This is a genomic window from Janthinobacterium sp. Ant5-2-1, from assembly GCF_001445815.1.
GTDB classification, from domain to species: Bacteria; Pseudomonadota; Gammaproteobacteria; order Burkholderiales; family Burkholderiaceae_D; genus Janthinobacterium; species Janthinobacterium lividum_E.
This window is the reverse complement of record NZ_LNCE01000052.1, coordinates 1-18,826: the sequence shown is the minus strand read 5'-3', so window position 1 is coordinate 18,826 and position 18,826 is coordinate 1. Positions and strand designations below refer to the sequence as shown.

Genomic DNA, 18,826 nt, shown 5'->3' with positions numbered 1-18,826 from the left:
TTTTTATTCCATGAAATGGGGTGAAAAAGAAACGTTATCTTGTTTTCCTGTTTGCTTATTTACTAATTTTTCAAAGTGCTACTATTTCCGTGCGCCATGAAATTCGCCTGTCGGCAGGCGCTTTCTGGCGGCTGACGTCTTTGTCTTCCAGTGGTTTTTAGAACGACTCAACTTTGGGGAATGGGATAAAAATGATCAATGTGAAAAAAGCCGTATTTGTCTTTTGCGCCGCCGTCGGTTTTGCCGGCGCCATCAGTTCTTCCGCGTTTGCCCTGCCAACGCGCGAAACCTGCGAGGAAGCCTACACGGCTTGCGTGACGGACGGCGATGCCAACGCCTGCACCCTGGTCAAGCGCCTGTGCGGCGTCTACGGCATCCACCTGTAAGGCGGCATTCAATCCGGGATCGGGCGGCGCGCCGGAGTGGCGCGCCGCCGTTTGCTTTTTATGGCTTGACGAACTTCAAGGTCATGCGGTCGCTCTCTCCGATGGCCGTGTACTTGGCCCGGTCCACATCCTTGTTGGCGTAGGTGGGCGGCAGCGCCCAGACGCCCCCCTGGTGGTCCGCCGTGTCTTTCGGATTGGCGTTGATCTCCGATTTGGCCGCCAGTTTGAAACCCGCTCCTTCGGCCAGTTTGATCACGTATGCTTCGTGCATGTAGCCGCTGCTGGCCGTGGCATCCTGCGCCTTGCTCGCCGGCAGGCGATGCTCGACGACGCCGAATACGCCGCCCGGTTTCAGGCTGTCATACACTTCCTTGAACAGGGTCTGCATGCCCGCTTCGCCGATCGGTATCCAGTTGTGGATATTGCGGAAGGTGAGCACCATGTCGGCCGTGCCCTTGGGCGCGATGCGGTAGGTGGTGGGTGGCGCAAAGGCACCGATGTCCACCTTGCCGAAGGCGGCAGGATTGGCGTCGAGTTTTTGCTGGAAGCGCGCCGCGCCACGGCGCGCGCCTTCGCTGGCGGATTGCGGGTCGTTGCCGGCCGCGATCAGCTTGCCGTTGTCGCGCAAGTAGGGTGCCAGGATCTCCGTGTACCAGCCGCCGCCGGGCGCCAGTTCCACCACCGTCATGTTTGGCTTGATGCCGAAGAACGTCAGCGTTTCATACGGGTGGCGGGCGCTGTCGCGCAGCGCGTTGGCCGGCGTGCGCGCACTGCCGGCGATGGCCGCCTTCAGGGCCGCGTCGCCCGTATCGGCGGCCAGTGCCGCGCCGCTGCCGCCACAGGCCAGCATGACCGTCAGGGCCGCGGCCAGGGATACTCGCTTCATCATCATTTGCTCCATGCGTGATTGGATCGGTTGGTCAATTGGTGGCGATCGCCATCAACGCCGATCATCGGCCAAGCACGCTGGCCGGTCAAGCGGATTCCGTCCCCCATGCGGCGGCATACGCGGGCATGTCGCAAGTATTGAGCGCATCGGCGATGGCCGCGCCACGGCCGTGCGTGAACGGCAGTTCGCCCGTCCAGACGGCATGCGCCATGTCGTCCGCATCGTCGAGCGGACCGCCCTTGCGCTGCTTGACGGCATATTCGTCGAGCGCGATGCGCAGCACGGTGGTGGCCGCGTATTCCTTGGCGCTGCCACCGCGCACGTGCGCCAGCCGTCCCGGCACCAGCTTTTCCATCAGCGCGTCCATGGCCGCATGCTGCTGGCCGATGTCGCTCACTTTCTCAAACTGCCCGTACACCATCGCCGAACGGTAGTTCATCGTGTGGTTGAAGGCGGAGCGCGCCAGCACCAGGCCGTCGAGATGGGTGACCGTCACGCACACGTCGCTGTCTTGCAGGAGCTTGAGCATGCGGCTGCCGTTCGAGCCATGGATGTACAGGTGGCCATCGATGCGCCAGCAGGCGGTCGGGATGCAATGGCTGCCCTTGTCGTCGTGGAAGGCGATATGGCACAGGTAGGCGGCATCGAGAATGGCGTGCAAGGTGGCTTGCTCGTAGCTGGCCAGTTCGGCGACGCGGCGCACGCGGGTACGGGGACTGGGAGGAAGGGCGGTAGCGGTCATGGCGGAAATCCCGTTGGTTGAAGAGGAAGGCCGCACTATAATCGGCTTCTGGCCCTGAAAAAAGATCCAGAAGCGAGAAATAATATAGAGCCACGATGGAGGGGAGCGCATGGATTTCGCTTTGCTGCTGAACGCATTCGAGCGCACGCACCGCGAGCGGGGCTGGCCGCGCCAGCGCCTGTTGCATGAATGCCTGCGCGCGGCGATCCGCAGCGGCCAGCTGGCACCGGGCACGCGCCTGGCCGCCACGCGCGTGCTGGCGGCCGAACTGGGGCTGGCGCGCAATACCGTGCTGTACGCCTACGAGCAATTGGCCAGCGAAGGGTTTGTCTTGCCGGACCGGCGCGGCACCGTCGTCGCCGGCAGCGTTGGCGTGCCGACCACACCGCCAGTGAGCGCAGGCCAGGATGGTTTGTCGCGCCGCGCCCGGTATTTGCGTGGCGTGTCGGGACAGGATGCCAGCGCGACGGTGGTGTTTCCCGCCGACGCCATGGGCGCGTTCGCGCCTGGGGTGCCCGCGCTCGATGAATTCCCGCTGGCGCAGTGGCGCCGCATGCTGGACCGCGCGTGGCGCGCGCTGACGCCGCGCCAGCTCAATTACGGCGACCCTGCCGGCGAGCCGCAGCTGCGCATGGCCATCGCCGAGCATTTGCGCGCCGCGCGCGGCGTCGTTTGCGATGCGGGCCAGGTGTTCATCACGGATGGCACGCAGAGCAGTCTCGATGTCTGCCTGCGCGCCTTTGCCGACCAGGGCGACACCTTGTGGATCGAGCATCCCGGCTATGGCGGCGCGCTGGCGGCGGGCCGTGGCGCCGGCTTGCAGGTGACGGGCATCGCCGTCGACATGGATGGCATCGCGCCGACGGATGACGACTGGCGCGCTATGCCGCCGCGCCTGATCTACACGACGCCGTCGCACCAGTATCCGACGGGCAGCGTGCTTAGTCCCGCGCGCCGCATGGCGCTGCTCGAACGCGCGCGTACGGCCGGCGCCCTGATCATCGAAGACGATTACGACAGCGAGTTTCGCCATGGCGGGCCACCGTTGGCAGCCATGCAGGGACTGGTGGCCGACGCGCCCATCGTGTACCTGGGCACCTTCAGCAAGACCATGTTCCCCGCCTTGCGTCTGGCCTTTATCGTCGTGCCGGCTGCGCTGGCCGGGGCCTTCGCGCAGATGCAGGCGCAGGGCGCCGCGCGGGGCCGCGTGGCCGAACAGCTGGCGCTGGCCGAGTTCCTGCGCAGCGGCCTGTTTGCGCGCCACGTGCGCCGCATGCGCCGCCTGTACCGCCAGCGGCGCGACGCCTTGAGCGAGGCGCTGCAGCGCCATGCGTGTGGCGGCGCGGCCATCCATGGCGGCACGGCCGGCATGCACCTTGCGCTGCGCTTTCACGATACGGCATGGGATGACCTGGCGCTGAGCCGCCGCGCCGCGCAGGACGGCATCGTGGCGCTGGCGTTGTCCGCGCATGGCACGGGAGAAGGGCAGGGCTGGAACGGTTTCCTGCTCGGTTATGCGCAGGTGCCGGCCGAGAACATGGATGGCCTGGCGCGCCGCCTGGGCGCGCTGCTGCCGGCGTGATGCGGTTATCTTATTGCTGGTCCTGCATCCACTGCTTCAAGCCGTTGACCCAGTTCTTGGCGGGCAGGTTGAACTGCTTCTTGATGGTGGCGGCGCGTTCGTATAAATCGCTGAAGTCGAGCGAGGGCGATTTTTTGAAGGCCAGCACGACGATGTTTTCATCTTCCATTTCCGGCACCCAGACGACGGCGTCGAAGACCAGTTCCATCGTCTGCAAATTCTTGTCGTAGTTGGGGAAGTCGCCGAAGACATTCGTGCACATGATGCCGTCGTCCGTCAGGCAGTCGAAGCAGGCCTGGTAAAACTCGGGCGTGTCGAGCACGGGGCCGCGCGCGTCCTCGTCGTACAGGTCCACTTGCAGCGCGTCGACGGTGCCGTGGTTGGCCGGGTCGAGCACAAAGTCGAGCGCATTCATTTCGCGCACGTCAAGGCGTGCGTCGTTTGGCGGCAGCGCGAACTGGGCGCCGCAGATGGCGATCACGTTCGGATTGAGTTCGATGGCCGTGACCGTGGCGTCGGGGAAGCGGCGGTAGCTGAACTTGGTCAGCGCGGCGCTGCCCAGGCCCAGCTGCACGATGCGTCTGGGCTGCGTCTTGAACAGCATCCACATCATCATCATCTGCACGTATTCGAGTTCGATGGCGTCGGGTTTGTCGAGGCGCATGGCGCCTTGCACCCACTTGGTGCCCAGGTGCAGGTAGCGGATGCCGCGGTGTTCGGTGGTGGTGGCGGGTGGGTGGCCCGGGTGGCTGAAAGCGGTGTGGCTGGTGGAGGTAAAGTCGGTCGTCATGGCGTCAGTTTAGCAGCCGCCAAAAAAAAAGACGCCGGGGCGTCTTTTGGGAGGAGCGTTCAAGATTGCTTGCGGCGTCGCGCCAGGAAGCCGAGTATGCCCAGGCCAGCGAGCAGCATGCCATAGGTTTCCGGTTCAGGAACGGGAGCCAGGTTCAGGTTGAAGACGCCGCCATAGCTGCCGCCCTTGGTGTTGCCCATCACGGTCAGGACCAGCGGGCCATTGAACAGGATGCTCGTCGGTGCCAGTATTTCACCCTGGGCATAGCCAAAGACGGTGGGGCCGCCAAAGCCGGTCAGTCCTATGCCGTTCAGGTCGGCACTGGTGAAGTGGATGGAGGAGCTGTCCGTGCCCGTAACGGACAGGTTGGCCAGGAAGGCTTGCGCGGTGGAACCGAAGGTGGCATTCGGCGTAAACGTGAAGGTATCCGTGAAGTCGCCGAGGGGGCTGGGTACGGCGTTGAAACCGCTGGTCCACAGATTGCCCGTGGTATTGACGAGGTTGACGGTGTAGGCGGTGGCGCTGGCGCTGCCGATGGAGGCGGCGCTGAGTACTGCCGCTGCGATGAGTGATTTTAGTTTCATGTTGATCCCCGCGAAAAAACGATTAATGTTTCAAAAAAACCGTACCGCGCTGATAAATTATCGCCAAGACAATTCATTGTCAATGAGCTATTTTTATATCATTATGCAAACTTAAATAGCTTATTTCTAACACACGGGCATGGCGTTCATGAAGTTGCAATATTAAAAACTATAATTATTAATATTGCACCGAAAAATAATTGCGGATGGCGTGATTTAAAAATCGTTGCAGAGGAACTAATTTCTGTCTGGCAAAGGCAGAATCAAGGTCACCGCCAGGCCGCCGCCTTCTCGGTTGGCCAGGGTGATGCGCCCGCCATGGGCTTCGGCGATTTCGCGCGCCAGGGCCAGGCCCAGTCCCGTGCCGCTGCGCTTGGTGGAATAAAACGGCACCAGCGCGTTTTCCAGCACGGCGCCGCTCATCCCCGGTCCGCGGTCGCGCACTTCGATGCGCAGCTGACCATGCGCCTGGCTGACGTGCAGGCCGATATGCTCTTCCCGGGAGCCCGATTCCAGCGCATTCTTGAGCAGGTTCAGCAGTGCTTGCTGCATTTGCGCCGCATCGAACAAGGCCGCCTGCGCGGGCGGGGGGCCATCCAGCGTGAAGGCCGCTTGCGAGGCCAGGCTGTCGAGGAAGGGTTGCCATTCGCACGGCGCCAGGCGCGGCGCGGGCAGCTTGGCAAAGCGCGCATAGCCGAGGATGAAGGTTTCCAGGTGACGCGTGCGTTCCTCGATGGTGGCGAGGATCTGCGGCAAGCGCTCCGTCTGGCCGCGGCGCACCAGCTCGGCGCCGGAATGGGCCAGCGAGGCCAGTGGCGCCAGCGAGTTGTTGAGCTCATGGCTGATGACGCGGATGACTTTTTTCCAGGTCTGCACTTCCTGGCGCCGCAGTTCCAGCGTCAGCTGGCGCAACAGCAGCAGTTCGTGCTTGCGCCCGTTCAGGCTGAAGCTGCGCCGCGCCAGGTGATATACCTCTTCCTGTTCCCCTTCACCGCTGGTAAACAGGCCGTCGTTGCGGCGCGCCAGTGCTTCGGCCAGGGCCGGCGCCGCCTCGCGCACGATGTCGGTCAGATGGTGCCCTTCGAGCCGGCGGCCGTGATGCAGCAGCTGGCGCGCGGCCAGGTTGGCGTAGACGATGGCGCTGCCCTCGGCCACCAGCAGCATGGCCACCGGCGTGTTTTGCACCATGGTGTCGAGCAGCAGTTCGCGCTGCACCAGGTCCAGGCGCTGCTTGCGCAGCACGTCGCCCAGCGCATTGTGGGCCGCCACCAGGTCCGCCAGTTCATCGTTCTGCGGCCAGCGCAGGCTGAAGCCGAAGTCGCCGTCCTGGTAGCTGGCCACCGTGCCGCTCAAGGCGCGAAACAGCGACAGCATCGATTGCAGCTGCGCGCGGATGGTAATGACGGCCACCGGCAGCACGCACAGCAGGGTGCCGGCCAGCACCAGCAGCGGCTGGCCCGGCAAAAAATGCGCGAGCAGCAGGGCGATGCCGATGCCCAGCACCAGCAAGGTGACGATCAGCGCCGTCCAGCGCGTGAGCAGGGAGAGGCGCATGGGGCGGTAGGCCATCAGCCGCGCGCGATGCCCAGGCGTTCCATGCGCCGGTACAGCGCCTGGCGCGACAGCCCCAGTTCCTGCGCCGCCTGCGCCACCACGCCGTGCGCACGCGCGAGCGCCGCGCTGACGCTGTCGCGGTCCGGCTCCGTCGCGGCGCCATCCTGCGGCGCGCGCGGCGATGCCACACCGGTCAGCGGCAGGCCCGTTTCCAGCGCGCCGATCACCGGGCCGGCCGTCAGCAGGCTGGCGCGCTGCATGACGTTTTTCAGTTCGCGCACGTTACCCGGCCAGCCGTGCGCCAGCAAAGTCGCCTGCGCCTGCGCGTCCAGCGTCTTTTCGCTGCCCAGGAAATGCCGCGCCAGCACCAGGATGTCCAGCGGTCGCTGGGCCAGCGGCGGCAATCGCAATTCGATTACGTTCAGGCGGTAGAACAGGTCTTCGCGAAACGTGCCGGCCTTGATCATCGCCGGCAGGTCGGCGTTGCTGGCGCTGATGACGCGTACTTTCACTTGCCGTTCGCGGTTCGAGCCGAGGCGCTCGAAGCGTCCCGTTTCGAGCACGCGCAGCAGTTTCATTTGTCCGGCCAGCGGCAGGTTGCCGATCTCGTCGAGGAACAGGGTGCCGCCGTCAGCCGCGTCGAACTTGCCGTCGCGTGCGCGCGTGACGCCCGTGTAGGCGCCCGCTTCCGCGCCGAACAGTTCCGCCTCGATCAGCTCCACCGGCACGGCGCCGCAATTGAGCACGACGAAGGGGCCGCTGGCGACCTGGGAATTGGCTTGCACGATGGCGGCGATGCGTTCCTTGCCGCTGCCGTTCGGCCCCGAAATGAGCACGGGCACGTCGGCGCGCGCCACCTGGCACGCCAGGTGCACGACTCTTTCCGTGGCCGGGTCTTGCCACACCATGCCGCGCAAGTCGAAATCGTGTTCCAGGGCGTGGCGCTGGCGCTGTTCGGCCACCACGCGCTGGCGCAGCGCGCGATTGGCCTGCCCCAGCTCCAGCAGGTTCTGCACGCTGGCGATCAGGCGCCGGTCATCCCATGGCTTGGCCAGGTAGTCGGCCGCGCCGGACTTGATCAGGTCCACGGCCGCGTCGAGCTGGGTCCATGCCGTCAGCAGGATCACGGGCAGGTCCGGGTAGCGCGCGCGGATCGCGTGGAACAGCGCGCCGCCTTCCTCGCCCGACGTGGTGTCGGCCGTGAAGTTCATGTCCTGCACCACCAGGTCGATAGCGTGGCGTTCCAGCAGGTGCAAGCCCTCCTCGGGCGAGGCGGCGCGCACGGCGTCGATCTCGTGCAGCGAGAACAGCACGTCCAGCGCGATGGCCACGGCGGCATTGTCGTCAATAATCAGTACGGTAGGCATGCGCGCAGCATATCACTCAGGTGCCGGCTCAGGTACTGCGGGTGGCAGTGGCGGGCGAAATGCTGGCCGCGCGCCATGCCGGGCCGTACACCGCGCCCACGCCCAGCAGCCAGAACACGAGCGCGCCGGCCAGCAGATAGCCGGGCGGCAGGCGCGCCATTTCCAGCTGGCTTACCAGCAGCTGGTTCAAGCCCAGGGCCAGCACCACGCCGGCCGCCACGCCGACGCTGGTGATCAGGAAATTCTCCGTCAAAAAATAGCGCAGGATGTCGATGCGGCGGGCGCCCAAGGCGCGTCGCACGCCGATCTGCTTGCGCCGCTGCGTCACCCACAGGCTGGCGATGCCGACGATGCCGCTGGCCGTCACCAGCAGCAGCAGGGTCGATACGGCGATCAGCATCCATGACAGGCCCTGGTCGGCCCGGTAGCGCGCCTTGCGATGCTGTTCCAGGGTGTCGGTGGTGACCAGCAGCCGGTCCGTGCTGGTAGTGCGGATGGCCTGTTCCGCTTCCTGCATCAGACGGTCACGCTGGCCCGGTTCGGCTCGCACGGCGTATATCAGCAGGCCGCGCCCGCCCGTCAGGCGCGCCGGCAGCAGTGACGAATACTCGCCGCGCGGCTTGGTCTGCGCGTTCTGGGTCTGCAGCCGCTCGACGATGCCCACCACGCGCAGTTCCGGGTCGTCCGAGCCGGTGCCCTGGTACAAGGTCTTGCCGACAAAGCTGGTCTCGCCGGGCCAGATTTTCTGCGCCGCCGCCCGCGTCAGTATCAGAACCTTGGGCGAGCTCTCGTCGACGTCTTCGTTGATTTCGGGCGCCTCGTCGGGCCGGAAATCGCGTCCTTCGACCAATTGCAGGCCATAGGTTTTGATCAGCGAATCGGGACTGACATAGGTGGATACTTCGGCGCTGGCCGCGGCCTGGTCGCGCTTGGCGGACATGCTGGTGAAGTGGCCAGAGCGCGACAGCACCGCCTGTGACGTTTGCGCCACCGACATCACGCCTGGCAGCGCGCGCAGCAGTGCCGCCTGGCGCTTCTGCTCGGCCAGCTGGCGCTCATGGCTGCCACGGTTGAGGTTCTGGATATTGACGTAAAAAACGTCGTTTTCAGCGGCCACGCCGCTGGGCCGCGCGGCGACGGCCTGGCGCACGTTGACGATGTGCAGGGCGTTGGCCAGGATGGCCAGGCTGATCGCGACCTGCACGGCCACCAGGACGGCGCCGGTTTTGCTGCGCATCAGCGCCGACAGGATGGGACGGATTTCCATGCTGGACCTCATGTTGGGTAAAGGATGTTCATTGGGATTTGAGCTGGATGGCCGGCGTCACCTGACAGGCGCGCCAGGTCGGCAGCAAGCCTGCCAGCAGGGCCGCCAGCACCGACATGGCAAACGTCAGCAGCAGCATCGGTACGTCCATGTGCGCGACGGTGCCCAGATCTTCCGACTGCTTGCTGACCACGGCCAGCGCGCCGAACGCCAGCAGCAGGCCCAGCACGCCGCCAGCCAGGCCGATGACGCCTGTCTCGATCAGGAACTGGCGGAAGATGTCGCGCCGCGTGGCGCCCAGCGCACGGCGGATACCCACCTCGCTGGCGCGCACGGAAAACTTCGCCAGCAGCAGGCCGATGGTGTTGACCAGGCATAGCAGCAGGAAACCGAAGGCCAGCCAGGCCGCCAGCTTGTTGTCGTTGTCGACTACCTGCAAAAAGCTCATCCATTCGTTCAGGTCGTACAGGCGGTTCGGCGCGTTGCGCTTCATGCGCCCCAGCTTGCGCTGCTCTCCCGCATAGGCGTCCAGGTACTGCTGCAACTGGCCACGCTCGCCGCTGCCGGCCATTTCGAACCAGAACTGCAGCCAGGTGCAGCCCGAGGCGAGCCTGCCCTGGTAGCCGGGTGCATTATTGTCGCCGTTGCAGCTCATGCCACCGTCGTGCTCGGTTTCGTGGCGGATCGCGCTGGCAAATGGAATGAAGAATTCGTCCTCCGGACCGAACGCCCCCTTGCTGCCGATAATGTGATGGGCGCGCGGCACCACGTCCCAGGTGGCCAGCACGCCCGTCACCATGTAGGGCCGGCCCAGCACCGTCACGCGCTGGCCGACAGGGTTGTTCGTGCCCACCAGTTTTTCGGCCAGCGCGCGGCTGAGCACGATCACATCGGCGCCGCTGGCGTCATCGGCTTCGCTCCACGGCTGGCCGTACAGAAAGGGGGCTTCGAACATGCTGAAAAAATCGCGCGTGGGCGCCATCCCCTGGGCCTGGAAGGAACCGATATCCTTGCGCGCCGGCTCGACTGGCCCTGCCACGCCATACATGACGGTGCGGCGCACGCCCACCTTGCTGGCCATGAAATTGCGCGCGTCGATATAGCTCATCTGGGATTGCGCGAAGCCGGGTTTGTCGCCGGGCACGTAGCCCTTGACGGGCAGGATGTCGATCATCGGCACGAACAGGCGGTCGCTCTTGTGCGGCAGCGGGTCGCCCGACATGGCGTGCAGGATGGTGACGGTCGATACGCTGGCGGCCACGCCGACGGCCAGGGTCAGCACCATCAGCGCCGTCAGGGCGCGGTTGCGGCGCAGGCTGCGCAAGCCCAAGGTGAAATAGTAGCGGAACATGTGCTCTCCTTACACGGTCGCGGCGTGCTGCGGCTTGGCCGACAGCGTGGCGCGGTGCTGCACCAGATCCGACACCTGGCCGTCGATGATGTGCACGTTGCGCTGGCTGCGCAGCGCCAGTTCCGGATCGTGGGTGACCATCAGGATGGTGGTGCCTTGCGCGTTGATGTCTTCCAGCAGTTCCATCACGCCGCGCGCCATCTGCGTATCGAGGTTGCCCGTCGGCTCATCGGCCAGCAGCAGTTTGGGCGAGCCGGCCAGCGCGCGCGCGATGGCCACGCGCTGCTGCTGGCCGCCCGACAATTCGGCCGGATAATGCTTCATGCGCGAGGCCAGGCCCACCTTGGCCAGCGCGTCCTCGATGCGTTCCTTGCGTTCGGCGCGGTTGAAGCCCCGGTAGCGCAGTGGCACGTCGACGTTGTCGAACAACGACAGGTCGGGAATCAGGTTGAAACCCTGGAAGATGAAGCCGAGCTTTTCATTGCGCAGGCGCGAGCGGGCATTGTCGTCCATACCCCTGACGTTGACGCCGTCGAGGATGTATTCGCCGTCGGTGAATTCCTCGAGCAGGCCGGCGATGTTCAGAAAGCTCGTCTTGCCCGAGCCGGACGGCCCCGTGACGGTGACGAATTCACCTTGTTGCACATGGATGTCGAAGCCGCGCAGCGCGTGGGTTTCGATCATGTGGGTGCGGTAGACTTTGCTCAGGTTTTGCATGCGCAGCATGGAGGGCTCCTGGTTGGATGAGTGGCGTTAGTTGAGCGAGACGCGGGCCGCGTTCTCGAAGTTTTCCGTGCCGGCGACGACGACCTTGTCGCCCAGCTTCAAGCCGTCGAGGATTTCCACCGACGAGACGCTGGTCGCGCCCAGCTTGATCGGCGTGCGCATCGCCACGCCGTCGCGCACGACGTAGGCGAAACGGCCGCCTTCGGCCTCGACGAAGGAGCCGCGCGCCAGCATCAGCACATTCGGTTTTTCATCGATCAGCAGGCGCGCCGCCACGCGCTGGTTCTGGCGCAGGCCGGCCGGCTGCTCGCCGTTAAAACGCACGCGCGCCAGCACCTGGTTTTTCACCACTTCGGGCGACAGCGCCGACAGCTTGCCGGTCGCCCGGATGGCGCCTGTTTCGATTTCCGCGCGCATGCCCAGGCCAATGTCGGCGACATAGGTTTCCGGCACCTCGAGCTCGACTTCCAGCTGCGACAGGTCGACCAGGGTCATCAACGCCGTGTTGGCTTGCACCACGCTGCGGTTGGCCACCGACAGGGTGCCGATGAAACCGTTGACGGGCGCGCGCACGGTCAGTTCATCGACTCTGCGCTGGGCGTTGTCGCGGCTCAGGCGCTGGCGTTCCAGCTCGTTGACCTTGGTCTTGAGCGCCAGGGTCACGTCTTCGCTTTCCAGGCCCGCCGCCTGCGAGGCGTGCTTGCTGCGGATATCGGCGGAATTGAGCGCATCTTTCGCCTTCTGGTAATCGATCTTGGCAATGATGCCTACCTGCGCCACGCTTTCATAGCGTTCGAGCGTGCGCTGCGCGGACAGGCGCTCGATCTCGGCCGTATCGGCTTCGCGCCGCGCCAGCAGTTTCTGCTTCTTGGCCAGGATCTGCTGGCGCGCCACTTCCGCTTCCAGCTGCTGCACGCTGGACTGCTCACGTTTCAGCGCATCGGACAGGTCCGGCGACTCCAGCACGGCCAGGATGGCGCCCTTTTTCACCGTGTCGCCCGCCTTCGCTTTCAGCGTGACGGTGGCCACCGTGGTCGAATACAGGGTGGGGCTGATGGCGGCCACCACGCGGCCCGTGACGGCCGCGTCGCGTATCAGGGTGCCGCGCGTGACCTCGGCGATGCGCAAACGGCTGGCATTGACGGAATGCTCGCTGTTGCGCCAGCCGGCAACGACAGCGATGGCCGCGCCGATGACGATGACGGCGCCGGCCAGCAGCAAGGCGCGTTGCTTGTGGCGCTGGCCCGGCGGGGCGGACAATACGGCGTCTTGGGAAGAGGTATCGCGGATCATGGTCATGTCTCGTGGAGAATGGCTGCTCCAATGCACGATCCATGCCAGTTATTAAACCGTTGATTTAACTGGGGAAAAATCCAGGCGTCCGGCTGTCCGCCGTGTCCGTGCTGTCCAGGCGGTGTCCGCCCGCGTCCGGCGTGCTGCAGGCCACCAACGGCATCGCCCTGCTGGCGCAGCGCGGGTTTGACGCCGGTATCACGGACAAGGCGGGGCGCGTCTTCGACTGGCTCAGCACGCACATGGCGCAGCCGGCCGATTACGCGGGAGTGCTGGAGCGGGCTTGATGGCCGCCCTTATTTGTCCTGCTTTTCCGGCGTGCTCTTGTCGATCACTTCGCGGCAGTCGCCGCGGATGATGGCGTTGTCGTAGTTGGTCCAGCCGTAGCTGTCGACATAGCGCTTGTGCTGCTTGAAGCGGGCGCTGGCGATGCTCCAGTCGGGCTGTTCGCCGGCGAAGCGGATGTCGCCCAGGTCGAGCAGCGTATGGAACATGTTTTCCGTCGACAGGCGCGCCTTCTGATGGCGCCGCAGTTGCGTCACCTTGTCCGGATAGTGCTGCTGGAATTGCGGCGAATACCAGACGAAGGCGGGCACGTGGAATTCGAACTGCGTGTTGTGGCCATGGAAGGCCAGGCGGCAGGTGCCGTCGTACAGGGTCTGGCCGTGGTCGGCCACGTAGACGAGCGAGCTGCGCAGGGCGGTGCGCTGGCCGTCGTCCTTCAGCATGCCGATCACGTTTGACAGGAACCAGTCCGTGTACAGGATGGAGCTGTCGTAGCTGTTGTTCAGCTGCGGCTTGATGGCCGTGTCCGTGTAGACGGGCTTGTCGACGCCGAACAGCGACGGCTGCCATTTGTCGAACGATTTCGGATAGCGCTGGCTGTAGTTCCAGTGGCTGCCCAGGGTGTGCAGCACGATGAGTTTTTTCGGCGCCGGGTCGGCCAGTGCGTTCTTGAACGGATCGAACAAAATCTGGTCGAAGTTCGAACTGTTGGTAAAACCGCCCAGGTTCAAAAATTGCACCACGTCCGCTTCCTTGGCAAATACGGACACGGGCGTGTCGAACTGGCCGAACGAGATCTGGTTCGACAGCCAGTAGGTCTTGAAGCCCGCTTCCTTGTAGGCGGTCAGGAAGGATTTTTCCGAGAAGCCATCCTTGAGGCTTTGCGTGGCCGGCTTGCGCGAGATGATGACGGGCACGGACAGGCGCGTGGCGGAAACGGCCGTGATGACGTCGGCCAGCGGCACCAGGTTGCTTTCCTGTTTCAGCAGGGGATTGGTGTCGCGTTCGTAGCCGTTCAGGCTCCAGCGGTCGTAGCGCGACGATTCGCCGATCACCATGACCACCACTTCCGGGTTGGTATCGGGCTCTTGCTGGTGCGCGCCGAAACGGAAGCTGCTGCTTTTCTGTCCCAGCTCGGCCAGGTATTTGCGTTCCTTGTAGAAATCGAAGCCGCGCGCGGCCAGGCCGAAGGGCCAGGAATTGCTGACGGTGTCGAAGGCGTAAGGCAGGCGCGCCCAGTGGGGCAGGCTGGGCCAGCCCAGGCCCGTCTCGTCGGCGCCGGCGATGCTGGCGTTCTCCGGTTTGCTGCTTTCCTCGTCTTCCTCTTCCGTTTCATCGTCGGCCGAGCTGGCGTCGCCGAAGCCGGAAGCGCCGGCCTTGCCGCTGGCCGCCGGCTTGCTGGCCTTGGCGGACGCGGCGGCGCTGTGCACGGCCTTGGCCTCGAAACCGAATTCGTAGCCATACCACCAGAAGCCGCCCAGCAGGATCAGCAGCACGAAGGCGGCCGGGCGCGTCTTGCCGCGCCAGTCGAGGTCGCGCGTGCGCGCGGCCGCAAACCAGCTCAGGACGCACCAGGCGATCACGCCCAGCATGACGGCGCCCATCAGCCATACTTTTTGCCCGAGGAATTCCATCGCTTCCTTGGGGCTGGTTTCGAAGATGATGCCCAGGTGGTGCGTGGAAATGCCCTGGCCATAGAAGATGAACAGGTAGATTTCCGTCGGCAGGGCCAGGAAGGCGGGCACCAGCAGCCAGTGGAAGTAGGCGGGGCGCTTGAAGATGCTCCAGACGGCCAGCCAGGCCAGCAGCTCGAACGTGAGCATCTGCCACGGATGCTCGAGCGCCCGCCCCAGCAGCGCGGGGATGAAGGGCACGGCCGTCAGCAGGGCATACGTCAGGAGCAGGAACAGATTGGCGGGGCGAAGCAAGGAGCGCATAAGGGGAGGCAGCGAAAAATGTCCGCTATTATCAGTCCTTTTGTTGTCTTGCGGTCATACAAGAATGCGTCCCTCAGAGGCTTGGCGACAGAGAAAGAATGCCAAATCATCAATTGCCGCGAGACGTAGGCGTCCGCCCGCCGCAGCCAAAGATTAGTCAAAATGCTACAAAAGTGCCTCTTTTTTGCCTTTTTTTATAGCAAAAAGCGGTAAACTGATTGACCCCCTGTAACACAAGGTCTAAACTAGCGAGTTCTCGATTTTATTCTGCTCATCGTTTACGTATTACTTGGCATTTCATGGCCGCTCCTAATCGAGTGGCTGCGGGCGCCTCCGGTGCGCAGTAGATGAAAGTGGGACGAGGTTTTAGTCGCCGGGCATCTTGCCCGGGTTATTAATCGTAGTTTTTTGTTGGATTTATAACGATGCCAACCATCAATCAATTGATTCGCAATCCACGCGTCGCTTTGACCGTGAAGAGCAAATCGCCGGCGCTGGAAAACAGCCCGCAAAAACGTGGCGTCTGCACACGTGTTTACACCACGACTCCAAAGAAGCCTAACTCGGCTCTGCGTAAAGTCGCTAAAGTTCGCCTGACCAATGGTTTCGAAGTTATTTCGTACATTGGCGGTGAAGGCCATAACCTGCAAGAGCATAGTGTTGTGCTGTTGCGCGGCGGCCGCGTCAAGGATTTGCCGGGTGTGCGTTACCACATGGTTCGCGGTGCTCTGGATACCCAAGGCGTTAAAGACCGTAAGCAATCGCGTTCGAAGTACGGTACCAAGCGCGCTAAAGCTGGCAAGAAGTAATAAGTTGTACGCAGCAAACCCAAGTTTCGCTCAGTGGCAACTAGCTAAGTGAATGTAGTCGACCGCATCTGGTCGAGTAAGTGGAAGACTATGATGGTCGTCCGCGAGTGTGCGAAGAACGCGCGCTCAACTGAAGATTGAAAGGAATTGATATGCCACGTCGTCGTGAAGTACCCAAGCGCGAAATTTTGCCAGATCCAAAATTCGGCAACACTGATGTCGCTAAATTTGTAAACGTGCTGATGCTGTCCGGTAAGAAATCGGTTGCAGAAAACATCATCTACGGTGCTTTCGAGCACATCGCAGCAAAATCGGGCAAAGATCCGCTCGAAGTTTTTGCTACCGCAATCAACAACGCCAAGCCGCTGGTTGAGGTGAAATCCCGTCGCGTCGGTGGTGCAAACTACCAGGTGCCGGTCGAAGTTCGCCCAGTCCGTCGTATGGCTCTGTCCATGCGTTGGTTGCGTGAAGCTGCTAACAAGCGCAGCGAAAAATCGATGCCACAACGCCTCGGCGGTGAGCTGATGGAAGCGGCTGAAAGCCGCGGCGGCGCGATGAAAAAACGCGACGAAGTCCATCGTATGGCTGAAGCGAACAAAGCGTTCTCGCATTTCCGCTTCTAATATAAAGCCAGCTACCGCAAGGCGGCTGTCAAGCATCTGTTGTTCGAGGCCGGGCTCATTTTTGCAAAAAAATGCTGCTCGGTTTTGTCCATTCATTTAGGATTAATTATGGCCCGCAAGACCCCCATTGAGCGCTATCGTAATATCGGTATCTCCGCTCACATCGATGCAGGTAAGACGACCACGACCGAGCGCGTCCTGTTCTACACAGGCGTGAACCACAAGCTGGGCGAAGTCCATGATGGCGCTGCCACCACCGACTGGATGGCACAAGAGCAAGAGCGCGGTATCACGATTACCTCGGCTGCTGTTACGTGCTTCTGGAAAGGCATGGCAAACAACTTCCCAGCTCACCACATCAACATCATCGACACCCCAGGCCACGTTGACTTCACCATTGAAGTGGAACGTTCGATGCGCGTGTTGGATGGCGCCTGCATGGTTTACTGTGCAGTCGGCGGCGTGCAGCCACAATCGGAAACGGTATGGCGTCAGGCTAACAAGTACAAAGTGCCACGTCTGGCCTTCGTGAACAAGATGGACCGTACCGGCGCCAACTTCTTCAAGGTCTACGATCAGATGCGTTCGCGTCTGAAAGCCAACCCAGTACCTATTCAGATGCCTATTGGCGCTGAAGACGTCTTCACCGGTGTTATCGATCTGGTCAAGATGAAAGCGGTTATCTGGGACGACGCTTCGCAAGGCATGAAGTTCGAATACGGCGACATTCCTGCACACCTGGCCGCTGATGCTGCCAAGTGGCGCGAAAACATGGTTGAAGCCGCTGCTGAAGCGTCGGAAGACCTGATGAACAAGTACCTGGAAGAAGGCGACCTGTCGGAAGCCGAGATCAAGGCTGCTCTGCGTCAGCGTACCATCGCCAGCGAAATCGTTCCAATGTTGTGCGGTACCGCCTTTAAAAACAAGGGCGTACAAGCCATGTTGGACGCGGTCATCGAGTACCTGCCATCGCCAATCGACATTCCACCTGTCCCAGGTCTGGACGAGGACGAGCAGCCAGTCGAGCGCGCAGCTGACGACAATGAGAAATTCTCGGCATTGGCGTTCAAGATCGCAACCGATCCGTTCGTCGGTCAGTTGTGCTTCATCCGTTGCTACTCGGGTACCCTGAATTCGGGCGACTCGGTGTTGAACTCCGTGAAGCAGAAGAAAGAGCGTATCGGCCGTATCGTGCAGATGCAAGCGAACGAACGCGAAGAAATCAAGGAAATGCGCGCTGGCGACATCGCCGCCGTTGTGGGTCTGAAAGACACCACCACCGGCGACACGCTTTGCGACGAAAAAGCCAGCGTCGTTCTGGAACGCATGGTCTTCCCTGAGCCGGTGATTTCGCAGGCAGTCGAGCCAAAAACCAAGGCCGACCAGGAAAAAATGGGCCTGGCGCTGAACCGCCTGGCAGCAGAAGATCCATCGTTCCGCGTGCGTACCGATGAAGAATCGGGCCAGACCATCATCGCCGGTATGGGCGAGTTGCATCTGGACATCATTGTTGACCGCATGAAGCGCGAATTCAACGTTGAAGCCACCGTCGGCAAGCCACAAGTGGCTTACCGCGAAACGATCCGTAAAGTGTGCGAAGAGTCGGAAGGCAAATTCGTCAAGCAATCGGGTGGTCGTGGTCAATACGGTCACGTGGTTCTGAAGATCGAACCGCAAGAACCGGGCAAGGGCTTCGAATTCGTTGACGCGATCAAGGGCGGTACCGTTCCTCGCGAATACATCCCTGCAGTTGAAAAAGGTGTGCGCGACACGCTGACTTCGGGCGTGATGGCTGGTTACCCAGTCGTTGACGTGAAAGTCACGCTGTTCTTCGGTTCGTACCATGATGTTGACTCGAACGAAAATGCATTCCGCATGGCCGCTTCGATGGCATTCAAAGATGGCTGCCGCAAAGCATCGCCAGTCATCCTGGAGCCGATGATGGCCGTGGAAGTGGAAACGCCGGAAGACTACGCCGGTACCGTGATGGGCGATCTGTCGTCGCGTCGCGGCATGGTGCAAGGTATGGATGAAATTGCTGGCGGTGGCGGCAAGATCATCAAGGCCGAAGTACCTCTGTCGGAAATGTTCGGTTACGCCACGTCGTTGCGTTCGTCGACCCAAGGTCGTGCGACTTACACGATGGAATTCAAGCACTATGCTGAAGCACCTAAGCATGTGACTGAAGCAATCGTAAGCTCGAAAGCTAAGTAATAGAAGTTCCGGGCCGGCTTTCACGAGAATGCCGGTCCCTACATTTAAATCATTGTTCTAAGGAAGAATAAAATGGCAAAAGGTAAATTCGAACGGACCAAGCCGCACGTCAACGTCGGCACCATCGGCCACGTCGACCACGGTAAAACCACGCTGACCGCTGCAATCGCAACGGTTCTGTCGAAGAAATTCGGCGGCGAAGCTAAAGCATACGACCAGATCGATGCAGCACCAGAAGAAAAAGCGCGCGGTATCACGATTAACACCGCCCACGTCGAGTACGAAACGGAAACGCGTCACTACGCGCACGTTGACTGCCCAGGCCACGCCGATTACATCAAAAACATGATTACCGGTGCAGCCCAGATGGACGGCGCGATCCTGGTGTGCTCCGCAGCTGACGGCCCAATGCCACAGACCCGCGAAC

Annotated in this window: 18 protein-coding genes; 7 read left to right on the top strand and 11 right to left on the bottom strand. The window is 62.4% G+C overall.

What is annotated here, in order from left to right; all coding sequences use genetic code 11:
- The first annotated feature begins 191 nt into the window (after positions 1–191).
- Positions 192–386, top strand: coding sequence for a hypothetical protein (locus ASN89_RS17565; RefSeq protein WP_046682096.1), 195 nt, complete (start codon positions 192–194; stop codon positions 384–386).
- Positions 387–444: 58 nt separating this feature from the next.
- Here ASN89_RS17565 and ASN89_RS17560 read toward each other — a convergent pair whose 3' ends face one another.
- Entirely contained in the window at positions 445–1,272 is an 828-nt protein-coding gene (locus ASN89_RS17560; RefSeq protein ID WP_058050191.1) for a class I SAM-dependent methyltransferase, read from the bottom strand.
- An 88-nt stretch (positions 1,273–1,360) separates the two neighbouring features.
- Complete coding sequence (locus ASN89_RS17555; RefSeq protein ID WP_058050178.1) at positions 1,361–2,017, bottom strand: pyridoxamine 5'-phosphate oxidase family protein; 657 nt, start codon at positions 2,015–2,017, stop codon at positions 1,361–1,363.
- A gap of 109 nt (positions 2,018–2,126) precedes the next feature.
- On the opposite strand from ASN89_RS17555, the gene ASN89_RS17550 reads away from it, so the two are divergent.
- Positions 2,127–3,599, top strand: a complete 1,473-nt coding sequence (locus ASN89_RS17550) for a PLP-dependent aminotransferase family protein (RefSeq protein ID WP_058050177.1) — start codon at positions 2,127–2,129, stop codon at positions 3,597–3,599.
- A gap of 10 nt (positions 3,600–3,609) precedes the next feature.
- Here ASN89_RS17550 and ASN89_RS17545 read toward each other — a convergent pair whose 3' ends face one another.
- The 8 genes from ASN89_RS17545 to ASN89_RS17510 all read right to left on the bottom strand — a co-directional run bounded on the left by ASN89_RS17545 (position 3,610) and on the right by ASN89_RS17510 (position 12,531).
- The gene (locus ASN89_RS17545; RefSeq protein ID WP_058050176.1) at positions 3,610–4,389 is read right to left on the bottom strand and encodes a spermidine synthase; all 780 of its coding nucleotides are present in this window, start codon (positions 4,387–4,389) and stop codon (positions 3,610–3,612) included.
- A gap of 59 nt (positions 4,390–4,448) precedes the next feature.
- Positions 4,449–4,973, bottom strand: a complete 525-nt coding sequence (locus ASN89_RS17540) for an FxDxF family PEP-CTERM protein (protein WP_058050175.1) — start codon at positions 4,971–4,973, stop codon at positions 4,449–4,451.
- A 237-nt stretch (positions 4,974–5,210) separates the two neighbouring features.
- The gene (locus ASN89_RS17535) at positions 5,211–6,527 is read right to left on the bottom strand and encodes a sensor histidine kinase (RefSeq protein ID WP_058050190.1); all 1,317 of its coding nucleotides are present in this window, start codon (positions 6,525–6,527) and stop codon (positions 5,211–5,213) included.
- Positions 6,528–6,541: 14 nt separating this feature from the next.
- Complete coding sequence (locus ASN89_RS17530) at positions 6,542–7,894, bottom strand: sigma-54-dependent transcriptional regulator (protein WP_058050174.1); 1,353 nt, start codon at positions 7,892–7,894, stop codon at positions 6,542–6,544.
- 28 nt (positions 7,895–7,922) lie between these two features.
- A complete protein-coding gene (locus tag ASN89_RS17525; protein ID WP_058050173.1) occupies positions 7,923–9,161 on the bottom strand; it encodes an ABC transporter permease in 1,239 nt (412 codons plus the stop codon).
- A 28-nt stretch (positions 9,162–9,189) separates the two neighbouring features.
- Complete coding sequence (locus ASN89_RS17520) at positions 9,190–10,512, bottom strand: ABC transporter permease (RefSeq protein WP_046682103.1); 1,323 nt, start codon at positions 10,510–10,512, stop codon at positions 9,190–9,192.
- Positions 10,513–10,521: 9 nt separating this feature from the next.
- Entirely contained in the window at positions 10,522–11,238 is a 717-nt protein-coding gene (locus tag ASN89_RS17515; RefSeq protein ID WP_046682104.1) for an ABC transporter ATP-binding protein, read from the bottom strand.
- A 27-nt stretch (positions 11,239–11,265) separates the two neighbouring features.
- Complete coding sequence (locus tag ASN89_RS17510) at positions 11,266–12,531, bottom strand: efflux RND transporter periplasmic adaptor subunit (protein WP_058050189.1); 1,266 nt, start codon at positions 12,529–12,531, stop codon at positions 11,266–11,268.
- 101 nt (positions 12,532–12,632) lie between these two features.
- On the opposite strand from ASN89_RS17510, the gene ASN89_RS29180 reads away from it, so the two are divergent.
- Complete coding sequence (locus ASN89_RS29180; RefSeq protein WP_082654619.1) at positions 12,633–12,818, top strand: hypothetical protein; 186 nt, start codon at positions 12,633–12,635, stop codon at positions 12,816–12,818.
- 9 nt (positions 12,819–12,827) lie between these two features.
- On the opposite strand, the gene ASN89_RS17505 is transcribed toward ASN89_RS29180, so the two are convergent.
- Positions 12,828–14,753, bottom strand: coding sequence for a phosphoethanolamine transferase (locus ASN89_RS17505; protein ID WP_058050172.1), 1,926 nt, complete (start codon positions 14,751–14,753; stop codon positions 12,828–12,830).
- Positions 14,754–15,178: 425 nt separating this feature from the next.
- Between ASN89_RS17505 and rpsL the strand changes: the two genes are divergently transcribed.
- From rpsL to ASN89_RS17485, 4 genes are all read left to right on the top strand, one after another.
- Positions 15,179–15,562, top strand: coding sequence for a 30S ribosomal protein S12 (rpsL, locus tag ASN89_RS17500; protein ID WP_010394376.1), 384 nt, complete (start codon positions 15,179–15,181; stop codon positions 15,560–15,562).
- Positions 15,563–15,714: 152 nt separating this feature from the next.
- The gene (gene rpsG, locus ASN89_RS17495; protein ID WP_010394377.1) at positions 15,715–16,185 is read left to right on the top strand and encodes a 30S ribosomal protein S7; all 471 of its coding nucleotides are present in this window, start codon (positions 15,715–15,717) and stop codon (positions 16,183–16,185) included.
- A gap of 108 nt (positions 16,186–16,293) precedes the next feature.
- Entirely contained in the window at positions 16,294–18,399 is a 2,106-nt protein-coding gene (gene fusA, locus ASN89_RS17490; RefSeq protein ID WP_046682107.1) for an elongation factor G, read from the top strand.
- A 72-nt stretch (positions 18,400–18,471) separates the two neighbouring features.
- Positions 18,472–18,826: GTP-binding protein (locus tag ASN89_RS17485; protein ID WP_235501999.1), on the top strand; the 355-nt coding region annotated here is incomplete at its 3' end.